Annotated in this window: 23 protein-coding genes and 1 pseudogene; 2 read left to right on the top strand and 22 right to left on the bottom strand. The window is 62.2% G+C overall.

The features are described 5' to 3' along the window. Positions 1–11: 11 nt before the first annotated feature. From rplF to FNB15_RS17485, 22 genes and pseudogenes are all read right to left on the bottom strand, one after another. Entirely contained in the window at positions 12–545 is a 534-nt protein-coding gene (rplF, locus tag FNB15_RS17380) for a 50S ribosomal protein L6 (RefSeq protein WP_144257929.1), read from the bottom strand. Positions 546–555: 10 nt separating this feature from the next. Further along, positions 556–951, bottom strand: coding sequence for a 30S ribosomal protein S8 (gene rpsH, locus FNB15_RS17385; RefSeq protein ID WP_144257930.1), 396 nt, complete (start codon positions 949–951; stop codon positions 556–558). Positions 952–963: 12 nt separating this feature from the next. Then, positions 964–1269, bottom strand: coding sequence for a 30S ribosomal protein S14 (gene rpsN, locus FNB15_RS17390; RefSeq protein ID WP_144257931.1), 306 nt, complete (start codon positions 1267–1269; stop codon positions 964–966). Between the two features lie 20 nt (positions 1270–1289). After that, positions 1290–1820 (bottom strand): 50S ribosomal protein L5, encoded by a 531-nt coding sequence (gene rplE / locus FNB15_RS17395; protein WP_425460318.1) that lies wholly within the window; start codon positions 1818–1820, stop codon positions 1290–1292. Between the two features lie 26 nt (positions 1821–1846). Continuing rightward, on the bottom strand, positions 1847–2170 hold the full coding sequence (gene rplX, locus FNB15_RS17400) for a 50S ribosomal protein L24 (RefSeq protein ID WP_221932672.1): 324 nt from the start codon (positions 2168–2170) through the stop codon (positions 1847–1849). A 3-nt stretch (positions 2171–2173) separates the two neighbouring features. Further along, complete coding sequence (gene rplN / locus FNB15_RS17405) at positions 2174–2542, bottom strand: 50S ribosomal protein L14 (RefSeq protein ID WP_144257933.1); 369 nt, start codon at positions 2540–2542, stop codon at positions 2174–2176. Positions 2543–2577: 35 nt separating this feature from the next. Then, positions 2578–2814 (bottom strand): 30S ribosomal protein S17, encoded by a 237-nt coding sequence (gene rpsQ / locus FNB15_RS17410; protein ID WP_144257934.1) that lies wholly within the window; start codon positions 2812–2814, stop codon positions 2578–2580. An 11-nt stretch (positions 2815–2825) separates the two neighbouring features. After that, positions 2826–3026 carry a 50S ribosomal protein L29 gene (gene rpmC, locus FNB15_RS17415; protein ID WP_144257935.1) on the bottom strand — a complete coding sequence of 67 codons (201 nt, stop codon included), beginning with the start codon at positions 3024–3026 and terminating at the stop codon, positions 2826–2828. A gap of 3 nt (positions 3027–3029) precedes the next feature. Continuing rightward, positions 3030–3449, bottom strand: coding sequence for a 50S ribosomal protein L16 (gene rplP, locus FNB15_RS17420; RefSeq protein ID WP_144257936.1), 420 nt, complete (start codon positions 3447–3449; stop codon positions 3030–3032). A gap of 17 nt (positions 3450–3466) precedes the next feature. Then, positions 3467–4171 carry a 30S ribosomal protein S3 gene (gene rpsC, locus FNB15_RS17425; protein ID WP_144257937.1) on the bottom strand — a complete coding sequence of 235 codons (705 nt, stop codon included), beginning with the start codon at positions 4169–4171 and terminating at the stop codon, positions 3467–3469. Positions 4172–4266: 95 nt separating this feature from the next. Beyond that, positions 4267–4638: pseudogene (gene rplV / locus FNB15_RS17430) on the bottom strand (50S ribosomal protein L22); the annotation flags it as partial. A gap of 2 nt (positions 4639–4640) precedes the next feature. Next, positions 4641–4919, bottom strand: coding sequence for a 30S ribosomal protein S19 (gene rpsS / locus FNB15_RS17435; protein ID WP_144257939.1), 279 nt, complete (start codon positions 4917–4919; stop codon positions 4641–4643). Positions 4920–4938: 19 nt separating this feature from the next. After that, a complete protein-coding gene (rplB, locus tag FNB15_RS17440; protein WP_144257940.1) occupies positions 4939–5775 on the bottom strand; it encodes a 50S ribosomal protein L2 in 837 nt (278 codons plus the stop codon). 3 nt (positions 5776–5778) lie between these two features. Next, positions 5779–6072 carry a 50S ribosomal protein L23 gene (locus tag FNB15_RS17445; RefSeq protein ID WP_144257941.1) on the bottom strand — a complete coding sequence of 98 codons (294 nt, stop codon included), beginning with the start codon at positions 6070–6072 and terminating at the stop codon, positions 5779–5781. Continuing rightward, positions 6069–6689, bottom strand: coding sequence for a 50S ribosomal protein L4 (gene rplD, locus FNB15_RS17450; protein WP_144258811.1), 621 nt, complete (start codon positions 6687–6689; stop codon positions 6069–6071). The genes FNB15_RS17445 and rplD overlap by 4 nt, the downstream gene beginning before the upstream one ends. Positions 6690–6713: 24 nt before the next feature. Continuing rightward, positions 6714–7394 (bottom strand): 50S ribosomal protein L3, encoded by a 681-nt coding sequence (rplC, locus tag FNB15_RS17455; RefSeq protein ID WP_144257942.1) that lies wholly within the window; start codon positions 7392–7394, stop codon positions 6714–6716. A 12-nt stretch (positions 7395–7406) separates the two neighbouring features. Next, positions 7407–7715 (bottom strand): 30S ribosomal protein S10, encoded by a 309-nt coding sequence (rpsJ, locus tag FNB15_RS17460; protein ID WP_144257943.1) that lies wholly within the window; start codon positions 7713–7715, stop codon positions 7407–7409. A gap of 29 nt (positions 7716–7744) precedes the next feature. After that, entirely contained in the window at positions 7745–8935 is a 1191-nt protein-coding gene (gene tuf / locus FNB15_RS17465) for an elongation factor Tu (RefSeq protein ID WP_144069569.1), read from the bottom strand. Between the two features lie 53 nt (positions 8936–8988). Further along, complete coding sequence (gene fusA / locus FNB15_RS17470; RefSeq protein ID WP_144257944.1) at positions 8989–11067, bottom strand: elongation factor G; 2079 nt, start codon at positions 11065–11067, stop codon at positions 8989–8991. Positions 11068–11097: 30 nt separating this feature from the next. Continuing rightward, positions 11098–11568 (bottom strand): 30S ribosomal protein S7, encoded by a 471-nt coding sequence (gene rpsG / locus FNB15_RS17475; RefSeq protein WP_144257945.1) that lies wholly within the window; start codon positions 11566–11568, stop codon positions 11098–11100. A gap of 15 nt (positions 11569–11583) precedes the next feature. After that, on the bottom strand, positions 11584–11955 hold the full coding sequence (gene rpsL / locus FNB15_RS17480; protein WP_144257946.1) for a 30S ribosomal protein S12: 372 nt from the start codon (positions 11953–11955) through the stop codon (positions 11584–11586). A 388-nt stretch (positions 11956–12343) separates the two neighbouring features. After that, on the bottom strand, positions 12344–12925 hold the full coding sequence (locus FNB15_RS17485; RefSeq protein ID WP_144257947.1) for a malonic semialdehyde reductase: 582 nt from the start codon (positions 12923–12925) through the stop codon (positions 12344–12346). Positions 12926–13145: 220 nt separating this feature from the next. On the opposite strand from FNB15_RS17485, the gene gltA reads away from it, so the two are divergent. Together gltA and FNB15_RS17495 are read left to right on the top strand one after the other, a co-directional pair. Beyond that, positions 13146–14450 (top strand): citrate synthase, encoded by a 1305-nt coding sequence (gltA, locus tag FNB15_RS17490; RefSeq protein WP_144257948.1) that lies wholly within the window; start codon positions 13146–13148, stop codon positions 14448–14450. A 50-nt stretch (positions 14451–14500) separates the two neighbouring features. Further along, the gene (locus FNB15_RS17495; protein ID WP_144257949.1) at positions 14501–14710 is read left to right on the top strand and encodes a hypothetical protein; all 210 of its coding nucleotides are present in this window, start codon (positions 14501–14503) and stop codon (positions 14708–14710) included. The last annotated feature ends 68 nt before the right edge of the window (positions 14711–14778 follow it).

Genomic DNA, 14778 nt, shown 5'->3' on the forward strand with positions numbered 1-14778 from the left:
AGCGGCATCCCTTACTTCTTCTTGCCTTCCTTGCGCAGGATGGTCTCGGAGGCATACTTGATGCCCTTGCCCTTGTAGGGCTCCGGCGGCTTCACGCTGCGGATGTCCGCGGCGACCTTGCCGACCAACTGCTTGTCCGCACCCGAGATCTTGATCGAGGTGGGCTTTTCCACCTTGATTTCGATGCCGGCCGGGATCGGATAGATCACTTCGTGGCTGAAGCCCATGTTCAGCTGCAGGTTCTTGCCCTGCATCGCCGCACGCAGACCGACGCCGTTGATTTCCAGCTCTTCGCTGTAACCGTCCTTGACGCCCTTGACCAGGTTGTTCACCAGCGTGCGCTGCATGCCCCACATGGAGCGGGCACGACGGGTAACCTGACGCGGCTTCACGGTGATCTTGCCGTCAGCCAGAGTGACGTCCAGGTCTTCCACGATGGTGAGCTTGAGCTCGCCCTTCGGGCCCTTGGCGGTCAGGGTCTGGCCGGCCAACTGGACCTGCACGCCCTGAGGCACCGGGACCGGATGTTTGCCGATACGCGACATGATCAGCTCCTTAGAACACGCGGCAGAGGACTTCGCCGCCGACATTGGCGGAGCGAGCCTCAGTGTCGGACATCACGCCGCGCGGGGTGGACAGGATCGAAATCCCGAGACCGCCACGCACCTTGCCGAGGTCCTTGATTGCCGAATACACGCGACGGCCGGGCTTCGAGACGCGGTCGATGGTCTTGATGACCGGCTCGCCCTCGAAATACTTCAGCTCGATGCGCAGGTTGCGCTTGTTGCCATCTTCCACGACTTCGTAGCCGCGGATATAGCCTTCCTTCTTGAGCACTTCGAGCACGTTCATACGCAGCTTCGAAGCCGGGGAAGCGATTGCCGCCTTACCCGCCTGCTGCCCGTTACGAATACGGGCAAGCATATCGCCCAGGGGATCGGTCAGAGCCATCTGTTGCTCTCCTTACCAGCTCGACTTGGTCATGCCGGGGATCTGGCCGCTCGAGGCCAGTTCACGCAGCATGTTGCGCGACAGTTTCAGCTTGCGATAAACGGCGCGCGGACGGCCGGTCAGTTCGCAACGGTTGCGCACACGGATCTTTGCGGAATTGCGCGGCAGTTCGGCCAGCTTGAGGGCCGCCTCGAAACGCTCTTCCGGGGTGATGGTCTTGTTCTTGATAGTCGCCTTCAGCTTCGCGCGCTTGGCGGCGAACTGAACCGACATCCTGCGACGACGTTCGTTCTTTTCGATGGAACTGGTCTTTGCCATATCGGGTGTCCCTTTTCGGCTCAGTTCGTGAACGGCATGCGGAAACCGGCCAGCAGGGCCTTGGCTTCCTCGTCCGTCTTCGCCGTGGTGCAGATGATGATGTCCATGCCGCGGGCAGAATCGACCTTGTCGTAGTCGATTTCCGGGAAGATGAACTGCTCCTTCAGACCCAGGGCATAGTTGCCGCGGCCGTCGAAGCTCTTGCCGTTCACACCACGGAAGTCGCGCACGCGCGGCAGGGCGATGTTGATCAGGCGATCCAGGAACTCGTACATGTGCTCGCGACGCAGCGTGACCTTGCAGCCGACCGGCTGATTTTCACGCAGCTTGAAGTTCGCGATCGCCTTGCGGGACTTGGTCAGGATCGGCTTCTGGCCGGTGATCGCAGCCATCTCGGCAGCGGCGGCCGTGATCTTCTTGGAGTCCTGGGCAGCTTCGCCCACGCCCATGTTGACGACGATCTTGGTGATCTTCGGCACTTCCATGGCGTTCTTGTAGCCGAACTTCTCGGTCAGCTGCTTGCGGACCTGCTGTTCGTAAATGTCTTTCATGCGCGGATTGGCCACATCAGCCTCCATCAGCGGTCGATGACTTCGCCGGAGCGCTTGGCAAAGCGCACCTTCCGGCCGTCATCGAGAGTCTTCACACCAACGCGGGTCGGCTTGCCGTCCTTAGGATCGGCCAGCATCACGTTGGAAACATGCAGCGGGGCTTCGCGCTGCTCAATGCCACCCGCACCCGTGCGGGTCGGCTTGACATGCTTGGTCACCTTGTTGGCGCCCGAGACGGTCACGCGCGATGACTCGCGGCTCACGCTCAGCACCTCACCGGTGGCGCCCTTCGAGCGGCCGGTGATCACGACGACCTTGTCGCCCTTCTTGATCTTCATAGCTTCGGCCATGGCTTACAGAACCTCCGGCGCCAGCGAAATGATCTTCATATGGCCCTTGCCGCGCAGCTCGCGGGTGACCGGCCCGAAGATACGGGTGCCGATCGGCTCTTCCTGCTTGTTGATCAGGACGGCGGCATTGCGGTCGAAGCGGATGGCGCTGCCATCGGCGCGGCGGATTTCCTTCGCCGTGCGAACGATGACGGCGCGATGCACGTCACCCTTCTTGACCTTGCCGCGCGGGATCGCGTCCTTGACGGAGACGACGATGACATCGCCGACCTGGGCCGTCCGGCGCTTCGCGCCACCCAGCACCTTGATGCACTGGACTCGGCGTGCGCCCGAATTATCGGCGACGTCGAGATTGGTTTCCACTTGGATCATTGGACCTGTACCTCGCTAAACTATCTTGGTGCGGTTCAGGAAACGGTTTCGATGACGATCCAGCGTTTCAGCTTGGATATCGGCTTCGATTCCTGAATCGACACGACCTCGCCCTCTTTCCGAGAATTGTTCTCGTCATGGGCATGGTAATTCTTCGAACGGCGAATGAACTTCTTGTACACCGGGTCCATGATGCGGCGCTCGACCTTCACAACAATGGTCTTGTTACCCTTGTTGCTCACCACGACGCCCTGCAATACGCGCTTCGGCATCTTTTCTCTCCTTACGCCTTCTTCGCGCCGGCCTGCTTATGCAGGGCGGTGCGCACTCGGGCGACGTCGCGACGCACTTGCTTCACGCGCGCGGTGTTTTCCAGCTGACCGGTCGCCTTCTGGAAGCGCAGGTTGAACTGCTCTTTCTTCAGGTCGACAAGCTTGGTGTTCAGCTCGTCCTTGGTCTTACCGACCAGTTCATTGCTCTTCATGGCTTACGCTCCCTCACCCAGGCGGGTGACGACCTTGGTCTTGATCGGCAGCTTGGCCGCGCCGAGCAGGAAGGCTTCCTTGGCGAGATTCGCCGGGATGCCGTCGAGTTCGAACATGATGCGGCCGGGCTTCACGCGGGCCACCCACAATTCGGGCGAGCCCTTACCGGAACCCATGCGGACTTCGGCCGGCTTCTTAGACACCGGCACATCGGGGAACACGCGGATCCACATACGACCCTGGCGCTTGATGTGACGGGTGATCGCACGGCGGCAGGCCTCAATCTGGCGGGCAGTGACGCGCGCCGGCTCCAGGGCCTTCAGGCCGAAGGCGCCGAAATTGAGATCAGTACCACCCTTGGCCACGCCATGGATGCGGCCCTTAAAGGCCTTGCGGAATTTAGTACGCTTCGGTTGCAACATGTCTCGTTACTCCCGGCTCAACCCTGACGGCCGCCCTGGTGGCTCGGACCCTGGCTCTGTTCAGCCATACGCTTGTCCTGAGCCATCGGGTCATGAGCCATGATCTCGCCCTTGAACACCCAAACCTTCACGCCGCAGCTGCCATAAGCAGTCTTGGCAGTGCTGCGCGCGAAATCGACATCGGCGCGCAGGGTATGCAGAGGCACGCGGCCTTCGCGATACCACTCGACGCGGGCGATTTCGGCACCGCCGAGACGACCGCTGCAGGTGATGCGGATGCCACCGGCACCCAGACGCATCGCCGACTGCACGGCGCGCTTCATCGCACGGCGGAAGGCCACGCGGCGCTCCAGCTGCTGGGCGATATTCTCGGCGACCAGCTTGGCATCGAGCTCCGGCTTGCGGATTTCGACGATATTCAGGTGCACTTCCGACTTGGTCATCTTGGCCAGGTCAGAACGCAGCTTCTCGATGTCGGCGCCCTTCTTGCCGATCACCACGCCCGGACGAGCCGAGTGGATGGTGATGCGGGCCTTCTTGGCCGGGCGCTCGATCACGATGCGGGCAACACCGGCCTGGGCCAGGCGCTTTTCCAGATACGCACGGATCTTCAGGTCTTCATGCAGCAGGCCGGCGTATTCCTTGTCGCTGGAGTACCAGCGGGAATCCCACGTACGGTTGATGCCGAGACGAAGCCCGATCGGATTGACTTTCTGACCCATTACGCCTGCTCCCCGCTCTGCGCTTCAGCCGTCTTCGCCTTCGGGGCCGACTTGGCACCCTTCGACTTAGCGGCCTTGGCCGGAGCTTTCTTCTCTTCCTCGCGCTCGCGCACCACGATGGTGAGGTGGCTGAACGGCTTCAGGATCGGCGCGCCGCGGCCACGGGCGCGGGCGTGGAAACGCCGCATCACCAGGCCCTTGCCGACGCTGGCTTCGGCGACGACCAGACGGTCGACGTCGAGCTGATGGTTGTTCTCGGCATTGGCGATCGCCGACTGGAGGACCTTGCGGACGTCCTGGGCGATACGACGCTTGGAGAAGGTGAGTTCGGACAGGGCAGTCTCGACCCGCTTGCCGCGGATCAGACCAGCCACCACACCGAGCTTCCGGGGGCTAACACGGATGTTGCGCCCCACGGCCATGGCCTCGTTCTCGCCGAGGCGGGTTTCGCGCGCCTGCTTGCTCATGGTTACTTCTTCGCCTTCTTGTCGCCAGCGGTGTGGCCGGGGAAGGTGCGGGTCGGCGAGAACTCGCCAAACTTATGCCCGACCATATCCTCGGTCACGTTCACCGGGATGAACTTGTTGCCGTTGTGAACGCCAAAAGTCAGGCCAACAAACTGCGGCATGATCGTCGAGCGGCGCGACCAGGTCTTAATGACCTCTTTGCGGCCCGACGTTGCGACCTTGTCGGCCTTCTTCAGCAGATACCCGTCAACGAACGGGCCCTTCCAGACAGAACGTGTCACGATCGACCTCCTAGCCCGTTCAGCTATGCTTGCCCGGCGGGCGACGGCGCAGAATCATATTCTGCGTCCGCTTGTTGTTACGCGTGCGCTTACCCTTGGTGTTCTTGCCCCACGGGGTCACCGGATGGCGGCCACCAGAGGTACGACCTTCACCACCACCATGCGGATGGTCGATCGGGTTCATGGCAACACCACGAACGGTCGGGCGGATGCCCATCCAGCGCTTGCGGCCAGCCTTGCCCAGCTTGGTGTTCTGGTTGTCCGGGTTGGACACCGCGCCGATGGTGGCCATGCACTCGGCCTGCACCAGACGCTGCTCACCCGAGGCCAGGCGTACCAGGGCCATGCCCTGATCCTTGCCGACCAGCTGCACGAAGCTGCCGGCCGAACGGGCCATCTGGCCACCCTTGCCCGGCTTCATCTCCACATTGTGGATGATGGTGCCGACCGGAATGGACTTCAGCGGCATCGCATTGCCAGGCTTGATGTCGGCCTTCTCGCCCGACACCACGCGGTCGCCGGCCTTCAGGCGCTGCGGGGCGATGATGTAGGCGAGCTCACCGTCATCATACTTGATGAGCGCGATGAACGCGGTGCGGTTCGGGTCATACTCGATCCGCTCGACAACAGCGCTGATATCGAACTTGCGGCGCTTGAAGTCGATCATGCGGTAGCGGCGCTTGTGGCCACCACCGATGTGACGGGTCGTGATGCGACCGAAATGATTGCGGCCACCAGTCTTCTTCAGGCCCTCGGTGAGCTCCTTGACCGGGCGGCCCTTGTGGAGCTGCGAACGGTCAATGAGCACGAGGCCGCGGGTCGACGGCGTAACCGGCTTATAAGTCTTCAACGCCATGGCTTAGATCCCCGTCGTCACGTCGATCTTGTGGCCGTCGGCGAGGGTGACCATCGCCTTCTTCCAATCCGAGCGCTTGCCCGGCTCGCCACGAAACAGTTTCACTTTACCCTTGCTGCGCAGGGTGTTGACCGCCGTCACCTTGACCTTGAACAGCGCCTCAACGGCGGCCTTGATCTGCGGCTTGGTCGCGGTCAGCGGCACCTTGAAGGTGACCTGGTTGTACTCGGAAGTACGGGTCGCCTTTTCGGTGATCACCGGCGAGAGGATCACATCGTAGTGGTTCACGTTGCTCATTTCAGGCGAGCCTCCAGAGCCTCGACCGCGGCCTTGGTCAGAACCAGGGTGTCACGGCGCAGGATGTCGTAAACGTTGGCGCCCTGCTCCGGCAGAACGTCGACGTTGTGGATCGCACGGATGGCGCGGGCGAAATTTTCGTCCAGCACGTTGCCGTCGATGACCAGCGCGCTCTCCAGGCCCATGCCCTTCAGCTTGCTGGCGAGGTCCTTGGTCTTGCCGACGGTCAGCGTGGCGGCGTCGACGATCTTCAGCTTGCCTTCGGCCAGCTTGGTCGACAGCGCGGTCTTCAGCGCCAGCTTGCGGACCTTCTTCGGCAGGTCGATGGCATGGCTGCGCGGCACCGGGCCGAAAGCCTTACCACCACCGCGGAACTGCGGAGCGCGGATGCCGCCGTGGCGGGCGCCGCCCGAGCCCTTCTGCTTGACGATCTTGCGGGTCGAACCGGCAACTTCGCCATAGGTCTTGGTCTTGTGAGTGCCTTGCTGGCGCTTCGCAAGCTGCCAGATGACATAACGCTGCAGGAGGTCCGCACGCGGCGGCAGACCGAACACGTCCTTGGACAGCGTGAGCTTGCCCGAGTCCTTGTTCTCCAGCGTCGTCACGGCGATTTCGATTTTATCGGCCATGATCCTATACCCTTACTTGGCGGCCTTGAGAGCGGCCGGCATCGGCAGGTCCTTGGCGCGCGGCTTCTTCACCGCATCGCGAACCACCACATACTGACCCTCTGAGCCCGGAATGCTGCCCTTGACCATGATCAGGCCGCGATCAGCGTCCGTACGCACGATCTGCAGGTTCTGCTGGGTGCGCTGACGGTCGCCCATATGGCCGGCCATCTTCTTGCCCTTGAACACCTTGCCCGGATCCTGGCGCTGACCCGTCGAACCATGCGAACGATGGCTGACCGACACGCCGTGGCTGGCTTCCAGACCACGGAAATTGTGCCGCTTCATGACACCGGCAAAGCCCTTACCGATCGTGGTGCCGGTCACGTCGACAAACTGGCCGACAATGAAATGCTCCACCGACAGTTCGGCGCCGACTTCCACCATCGCGTCGGCCGCAACGCGGAACTCGACAAGCTTGCGCTTGGGTTCGACATTCGCCTTGGCGAAGTGGCCGCGCAGGGCCTTGGTGACATTCTTCGGCTTGATGGTGTCGACGCCGAGCTGGAGGGCCGTGTAGCCATCCTTCTCGGCAGTGCGCTGCTGCACCACCTGCAAATTGTCCACCTTCAGCACGGTGACGGGCACGTGTGTGCCGTCCTCCGAGAACAGCCGGGTCATCCCCAGCTTGCGTGCAACCAATCCGGTCCGCATCGGTCCAGTTCCTTACAGCTTGATCTCGACGTCCACGCCGGCGGCGAGGTCGAGCTTCATCAGCGCGTCCACCGTCTGCGGGGTCGGGTCCACAATGTCCAGGAGCCGCTTATGGGTGCGGATCTCGAACTGCTCGCGCGACTTCTTGTCGACGTGCGGCGAGCGATTCACGGTGAAGCGTTCGATATGGGTCGGCAGCGGGATCGGGCCACGCACGCGCGCACCAGTGCGCTTCGCGGTCGACACGATCTCGCTGGTGCTCTGATCGAGCACCCGATGATCGAACGCCTTGAGGCGGATGCGGATATTCTGACTATCCATTGTCCTGTGTCCTGTCTGACGCTCGAGACTTACGCGACGATCTTGGCGACGACGCCGGCGCCGACGGTGCGGCCGCCTTCGCGGATCGCGAAGCGCAGGCCTTCATCCATGGCGATCGGGGCAATCAGCTCGACTTCCATCGAGACGTTGTCGCCCGGCATCACCATCTCGACACCGGCCGGCAGCGACACCACACCGGTCACGTCGGTGGTGCGGAAGTAGAACTGCGGGCGGTAGTTGGTGAAGAACGGGGTGTGGCGACCGCCCTCTTCCTTGGTCAGGATGTAGGCTTCGGCCGTGAACTTGGTGTGCGGAGTGATCGAACCCGGCTTGGCCAGAACCTGGCCGCGCTCGACGTCCTCACGCTGCACGCCGCGCAGCAGCGCGCCGATGTTGTCGCCCGCCTCGCCGCTGTCCAGCAGCTTGCGGAACATTTCAACGCCGGTCACGGTCGTCTTCACCGTGGCCTTCAGGCCGACGATCTCGACTTCCTCACCGACCTTCACGATGCCGCGCTCAACGCGACCGGTCACAACCGTGCCGCGGCCCGAGATCGAGAACACGTCTTCCACCGGCATCAGGAACGGCTTGTCCTTCGGACGCTCCGGCTGCGGGATGTAGCGATCAACTTCAGCCATCAGCTTCAGGATCGCGTCGTGGCCCAGTTCCTTGTTGCTGTCTTCCAGCGCCGCCAGCGCCGAACCGCGCACGATCGGAATGTCATCGCCCGGGAAATCGTACTTCGACAGCAGCTCGCGCACTTCCAGCTCGACCAGGTCGAGCAGTTCGGCGTCGTCCACCATGTCGCACTTGTTCATGAACACCACCAGCGACGGCACGCCAACCTGGCGGGCCAGCAGGATGTGCTCGCGCGTCTGCGGCATCGGGCCGTCAGCGGCCGACACCACCAGGATCGCGCCGTCCATCTGCGCGGCGCCGGTGATCATGTTCTTCACATAGTCGGCGTGGCCGGGGCAGTCGACGTGCGCATAGTGGCGGTTCGCGGTCTCGTACTCGACGTGGCTCGTCGAAATCGTGATGCCGCGCGCCTTCTCTTCCGGCGCCTTGTCGATCTGGTCGTACGCCGTGAACGACGCGCCGCCGCTCTCCGCAAGGACCTTCGTGATCGCAGCCGTCAAAGACGTCTTGCCATGATCGACGTGGCCGATCGTGCCAATGTTGCAGTGCGGCTTGTTACGCTCAAACTTTGCCTTGCTCATTTTACTTCTCCGTTAGATCGGACGTGTTCGGTGATGCGCGTTCGTGTGTGAGATCAGCCGGCGAGCTTCGCCAGCACCTCGTCGGACACGTTCTGCGGCACCTGGGCGTAGTGATCGAAAGTCATGGTGTACTGCGCGCGGCCCTGGGTCATCGAGCGCAGGTTGTTGACGTAGCCAAACATGTTGGCCAGCGGCACCATGGCGTTGATGACCTGCGCGTTGCCGCGCGGTTCGGTGCCGGTCAGCTGACCGCGGCGGGACGACAGGTCGCCCATGACGTCGCCGACGAACTCTTCCGGCGCGACGACTTCGACGCGCATGATCGGCTCGAGCAGCTTGGCCCCGGCCTTCGGCGCAACTTCGCGGAACGCCGCACGAGCAGCGATTTCGAAGGCGAGCGCCGAGGAGTCGACGTCGTGGTAGGCGCCGTCATACAGCGTGACCTTGAAGTCGATGACCGGGAAGCCGGCCAGCACGCCCGAAGCGGCGATCTGGCGGATACCCTTTTCAACGGCCGGAACGTATTCCTTCGGCACGTTGCCGCCGACGACATCGTTTTCGAACTGCACGCCCTGACCGGGCTCCAGCGGCTCGAAGCGCAGCTTGACGCGGGCGAACTGGCCCGAACCGCCCGACTGCTTCTTATGGGTGTAGTCGATTTCGGCCTTCTTGGTCAGGGCCTCGCGGTACGCCACCTGCGGCGCGCCGACGTTGGCTTCAACCTTGAATTCGCGACGCATACGGTCGACGAGAATTTCAAGATGAAGTTCGCCCATGCCCTTGATCACGGTCTGGCCGCTCTCATGGTCGACCGACACGCGGAAGGACGGATCCTCGGCAGCGAGACGATTGAGCGCGAGGCCCATCTTCTCCTGGTCATTCTTGGTCTTCGGCTCAACCGCGACTTCGATGACCGGCTCGGGGAATTCCATGCGCTCGAGCACGATCGGATGGTTCGGATCGCAGAGCGTGTCGCCCGTGGTGGTGTTCTTCAGGCCGGCCAGCGCGACGATGTCGCCAGCACGGGCTTCCTTGATTTCTTCGCGGGTGTTCGCATGCATCTGCAGCATGCGGCCGATACGCTCGCGGTTGTCCTTCACGGTGTTCAGGACGCCCGAACCGGCTTCCAGAACGCCCGAGTAGATGCGCACGAAGGTGAGCGAACCGACGAAGGGATCGTTCATGATCTTGAACGCGAGGCCCGAGAACGGCTCGTCGTCCGAGGTCTTGCGGATCAGCTTATCGTTGCTCTCGGGCTTCAGGCCCTCGACGCCCGCGACGTCGACCGGCGACGGCAGGTAGTCGATGACGGCGTCGAGCAGCGGCTGCACGCCCTTGTTCTTGAAGGCCGAGCCGCACAGCACGGGCACGAACTTGCCGGCAATGGTGCCCTTGCGGATGCAGGCGGTCAGGGTCTTATCGTCGGGCTCGTTGCCCTCGAGATAGGCTTCCAGCGCCGCGTCATCCATCTCGATGGCGACGTCGATCATCTTCTGGCGCCACTCGGCAGCCTGTTCCTTCAGATCGGCCGGAATCTCGTCGTAGAAGAACTCAGCGCCCAGGCTCTCATCCTTCCAGATGATCGCGCGGTTGCGCACCAGGTCGACCACGCCCTTGAAGTCGGCTTCCGCGCCGATCGGCAGCGTCAGCACCAGCGGCTTGGCACCCAGGCGGTCAATGATCATGTCGACGCAGCGGAAGAAGTTCGCGCCCATGCGGTCGAGCTTGTTGACGAAGCACATGCGCGGCACGCCGTACTTGTCGGCCTGGCGCCACACGGTCTCCGACTGTGGCTCAACGCCGGCAACGCCGTCGAACAGGCAGACCGCACCGTCGAGCACGCGCAGCGAACGCTCGACTTCAATGGTGAAGTCGACGTGGCCGGGGGTGTCGATGATGTTGATGCGGTGATCGTTCCAGAAGCAGGTCGTGGCGGCCGACGTGATCGTGATGCCGCGTTCCTGCTCCTGCTCCATCCAGTCCATCGTGGCAGCGCCATCATGGACTTCGCCGATCTTGTGCGAACGGCCGGTATAATAAAGCACGCGCTCCGTGGTCGTGGTCTTGCCGGCATCGATGTGGGCCATGATGCCGATATTGCGGTAGCGCTCGTAGGGAGTAGTGCGAGGCATGACGATCTCCGAAAACTCTTAAGCCGCTTCTTACCAGCGGTAGTGGGAGAAGGCCTTGTTGGCCTCCGCCATGCGATGGGTGTCTTCGCGCTTCTTCACCGAACCGCCGCGGTTGTTGGCGGCATCGAGCAACTCGCCCGACAGACGATCAATCATGGTGTTCTCGCCGCGCGAACGGGCAGCAGAGATCAGCCAACGGATCGCGAGAGCCTGGCCACGGTCATGACGCACTTCCACCGGCACCTGGTAGGTAGCACCGCCAACGCGACGCGACCGGACTTCGATCTGCGGGCGAACGTTGTTCAGCGCATCGTGGAACATCTTGACCGGATCGTTGCCCGACTTGGACTTGATGCGGTCCAGAGCGCCATAGATGATGGCTTCGGCGGCAGACTTCTTGCCGTCGTACATCAGCATGTTCATGAACTTGGTGAGAACGAGATCACCGAACTTCGGGTCCGGCAGAATCTCGCGCTTTTCAGCTGCGTGGCGACGCGACATCGTGTCTCTCCTGAATTACTTCGGACGCTTCGCGCCGTACTTCGAACGGCGCTGCTTGCGGTCCTTGACGCCCTGCGTGTCGAGCACGCCGCGGATGATGTGATAGCGAACGCCCGGAAGATCCTTCACGCGGCCGCCGCGGATCATCACCACCGAGTGTTCCTGCAGGTTATGGCCTTCGCCAGGAATGTAGCTCGTGACTTCGAAGCCGTTGGTCAGGCGCACGCGGGCAACCTTACGAAGCGCCGAGTTCGGCTTCTTCGGGGTCGTGGTGTACACACGCGTGCACACGCCGCGACGCTGCGGGCATTCCTGCAGCGCGGGAACCTTGTCACGGACCGGCTTCGGGTGACGCGGCTTGCGGATCAGCTGATTGATCGTCGGCATACGAGTTGAAACTCCGCCAAGTTGGTCCAACACATAAAAAAACACCAAGGCGAACCACCGGCGGCTTTTACAAGCCTGGCGATCCGCCTCGAACTTCCGCTCCAGACCCATCCTTACGGCCCATTGGCCGCGGAGAGGGGTCTTTATGTCCAGTGCGTTAGCTAGCCTCAACGTGAGCGCTACGGAGGCCCGCTGTTCATCAACCGCGTTTAGGAAAGTTCCCTACGGGCCGGTCGAATCGCGGGGCGGACATTACTCACCGTGCCCTACCCGGTCAAGGGCGATTTCCCGCTTTCCGCCGATCTTTTTCGCATTGCATAAAAGCCGGAGAAAAGCCCGGTATTCCAAGGCGTCCAACGCCGGAAATTGACCAGCCCGATACGAACAATCAGAGAACTTCACAGGCCTCCGCGAACTCCAGTCGCGGGCTGCGGGCGAAGAGCTTGGTAGAATCGCCATGACCGAGGTTACAGAGGAAGTTGGACCGGACCCGGCCGCCCGGGAAGAATTCGGCATCCACCCTGGCATTGTCGAAGCCCGACATCGGCCCGGTATCCAACCCCACCGCGCGGGCGGCCAGGATGAAATAGGCGCCCTGCAGGCTTCCGTTACGGAAGGCAACCATCTCGGCCACCTTGGGATCGTTGAACCAGTTCCGGGCATCCGGGTTATGCGGAAACAGCCGGGGCATATGCTCCGCAAACTGAAGATCGTAGCCGATGATCGCGGTCACCGGCGCGGCCATGGTCTTCTCCAGGTTGCCCGGGCCCATCGCCGGCTTCAGCCGCGCCTTGGCCTCCGCTGAACGAACAAAGACGATGCGGGCCGGCGAGCAGTTGGCGCTGGTCGGCGCCATCTTCATCAGGTCGTAGAGCCGGTGCAGGTCATCGTCGGTGACCGGCCGGTCCAGCCAGCCGTTATGGGTGCGTGCGGTCCTGAACAGGGTATCGAGAGCGGCGGCATCGAGCATAAGCGTCCATCTCCGGGGCAAAGTAAGTTTCCCTGCCCTAGCACGGCAATGTATGGATGCAAATGCCGAGTTACGGTGGCGTAACATACAGCGGCGGCAGGAAATTTATTCATCCAAGGTCGGATATTTTGCGAGCCGAGAACACTTTTCTCTGGCGCGGGCCCCGCCCTATAGTGTTGTTACAACAACACATATGCAGTTCCAATCTGGGGGTACCCGAATGACCACCGGCAGCAAGCCTGTTACGCTCACCGATCCGAATACTGGAAAGACCGTCACCCTTCCCATGCTGGACGGTTCGGTTGGCCCGTCGGTGATCGACATCCGCAAGCTTTATGCCGAGACCGGTCACTTCACCTACGACCCGGGTTTCACCTCGACCGCCAGCACCGAAAGCAAGATCACCTACATCGATGGCGATGAAGGCGTGCTGCTGTATCGCGGCTACGACATTGCCGAACTGGCCGAACATTCGACCTTCCTCGAAACCTGCTACCTGCTGCTGAACGGCGAGCTGCCGAATCCCTCGCAGAAGACAAGCTTCGAGAATTCGATCACCAATCACACCATGCTGCACGAACAGATCCACTTCCTGTTCCGCGGCTTCCGGCGCGATGCGCATCCCATGGCCGTGATGTGCGGCGTGGTGGGCGCCCTCTCCGCCTTCTATCACGATGCGACCGACTACGACGATCCGAAGCAGCGCATGATCGCGCAGCATCGTCTGATTGCGAAGATGCCGACGATTGCGGCAATGGCCTTCAAGTATTCGATCGGCCAGCCGTTCATGTATCCGCGCAACGATCTCGGCTATGCCGAGAATTTCCTGCAGATGACGTTCGGTGTGCCGGCCGAGCCCTACAAGATGAGCCCGGTTCTGGCCAAGGCCATGGATCGCATCTTCATCCTGCATGCCGATCACGAGCAGAATGCCTCGACGTCGACCGTGCGCCTCGCCGGTTCGTCGGGTGCCAACCCGTTTGCCTGCATCGCCGCCGGCATCGCCTGCCTGTGGGGCCCCGCACACGGCGGCGCCAATGAAGCCGTGCTGAAGATGCTGGAAGAGATCGGCTCGGTCGACAAGGTCGGCGAAGCCGTGAAGAAGGCCAAGGACAAGAATTCGGGCTTCCGCCTGATGGGCTTCGGCCACCGCGTCTACAAGAACTACGATCCGCGCGCCAAGGTGATGCGCGAGACCTGCTACGAGGTTCTGGAAGAACTGGGCGTGAAGGACGAGCCGCTGCTGAAGATGGCGATGGAACTGGAGCGTATCGCGCTGGAAGACGACTACTTCGTCTCCAAGAAGCTGTATCCGAATGTCGACTTCTATTCGGGCATCATCCTGCGCGCCATGGGCTTCCCGACCGCGATGTTCACCGCGCTGTTCGCCCTGGCCCGTACCGTCGGCTGGATCTCCCAGTGGAACGAGATGATCGAGGATCCGGCCCAGAAGATCGGCCGCCCCCGTCAGCTTTACACCGGCGCGACCCAGCGGCCGTATATTCCGCTCGACAAGCGTAAATAATCCTCGGATTATCGACGCGGACTTCACGGCACCGTTGGGAGGCGGGCCGCATGGGCAAACAGGCAGAGCAGCGCGGCGGGCAGCCGCCTTCGGGAACCCGGGCCACCGGGTACGGCTGGTTGCGTCCGGGCTATCTGGATCTGCCGGCTGCCGCCAATGACAACCGGATGACGCCGCAATCGCTGCTGCGTCAGCCGCGGGTCTGGGGCTGGGTTGCCATGATCGGCCTGTCCATCGCCCTGATCGCCGCCCGGCTCTAATCCGCCGTACCTGTCAATTGCACCAGGGCTGCCTCCGGGCAGCCCTTTGTTTTTCCGGGTTTCGCGCC

Origin of the sequence: Ferrovibrio terrae, assembly GCF_007197755.1 — a bacterium.
Taxonomy (GTDB): Bacteria; Pseudomonadota; Alphaproteobacteria; order Ferrovibrionales; family Ferrovibrionaceae; genus Ferrovibrio; species Ferrovibrio terrae.

Excerpts from the sequence above, each read along its gene's own strand:
- rplF (WP_144257929.1), bottom strand. The coding sequence starts at position 545 with ATGTCGCGTATCGGCAAACATCCGGTCCCGGTGCCTCAGGGCGTGCAG.
- rpsH (WP_144257930.1), bottom strand. The coding sequence starts at position 951 with ATGGCTCTGACCGATCCCCTGGGCGATATGCTTGCCCGTATTCGTAAC.
- rpsN (WP_144257931.1), bottom strand. The coding sequence starts at position 1,269 with ATGGCAAAGACCAGTTCCATCGAAAAGAACGAACGTCGTCGCAGGATG.
- rplE (WP_425460318.1), bottom strand. The coding sequence starts at position 1,820 with ATGAAAGACATTTACGAACAGCAGGTCCGCAAGCAGCTGACCGAGAAG.
- rplX (WP_221932672.1), bottom strand. The coding sequence starts at position 2,170 with ATGGCCGAAGCTATGAAGATCAAGAAGGGCGACAAGGTCGTCGTGATC.
- rplN (WP_144257933.1), bottom strand. The coding sequence starts at position 2,542 with ATGATCCAAGTGGAAACCAATCTCGACGTCGCCGATAATTCGGGCGCA.
- rpsQ (WP_144257934.1), bottom strand. The coding sequence starts at position 2,814 with ATGCCGAAGCGCGTATTGCAGGGCGTCGTGGTGAGCAACAAGGGTAAC.
- rpmC (WP_144257935.1), bottom strand. The coding sequence starts at position 3,026 with ATGAAGAGCAATGAACTGGTCGGTAAGACCAAGGACGAGCTGAACACC.
- rplP (WP_144257936.1), bottom strand. The coding sequence starts at position 3,449 with ATGTTGCAACCGAAGCGTACTAAATTCCGCAAGGCCTTTAAGGGCCGC.
- rpsC (WP_144257937.1), bottom strand. The coding sequence starts at position 4,171 with ATGGGTCAGAAAGTCAATCCGATCGGGCTTCGTCTCGGCATCAACCGT.
- rplB (WP_144257940.1), bottom strand. The coding sequence starts at position 5,775 with ATGGCGTTGAAGACTTATAAGCCGGTTACGCCGTCGACCCGCGGCCTC.
- FNB15_RS17445 (WP_144257941.1), bottom strand. The coding sequence starts at position 6,072 with ATGAGCAACGTGAACCACTACGATGTGATCCTCTCGCCGGTGATCACC.
- rplC (WP_144257942.1), bottom strand. The coding sequence starts at position 7,394 with ATGCGGACCGGATTGGTTGCACGCAAGCTGGGGATGACCCGGCTGTTC.
- rpsJ (WP_144257943.1), bottom strand. The coding sequence starts at position 7,715 with ATGGATAGTCAGAATATCCGCATCCGCCTCAAGGCGTTCGATCATCGG.
- tuf (WP_144069569.1), bottom strand. The coding sequence starts at position 8,935 with ATGAGCAAGGCAAAGTTTGAGCGTAACAAGCCGCACTGCAACATTGGC.
- fusA (WP_144257944.1), bottom strand. The coding sequence starts at position 11,067 with ATGCCTCGCACTACTCCCTACGAGCGCTACCGCAATATCGGCATCATG.
- rpsG (WP_144257945.1), bottom strand. The coding sequence starts at position 11,568 with ATGTCGCGTCGCCACGCAGCTGAAAAGCGCGAGATTCTGCCGGACCCG.
- rpsL (WP_144257946.1), bottom strand. The coding sequence starts at position 11,955 with ATGCCGACGATCAATCAGCTGATCCGCAAGCCGCGTCACCCGAAGCCG.
- FNB15_RS17485 (WP_144257947.1), bottom strand. The coding sequence starts at position 12,925 with ATGCTCGATGCCGCCGCTCTCGATACCCTGTTCAGGACCGCACGCACC.
- gltA (WP_144257948.1), top strand. The coding sequence starts at position 13,146 with ATGACCACCGGCAGCAAGCCTGTTACGCTCACCGATCCGAATACTGGA.
- FNB15_RS17495 (WP_144257949.1), top strand. The coding sequence starts at position 14,501 with ATGGGCAAACAGGCAGAGCAGCGCGGCGGGCAGCCGCCTTCGGGAACC.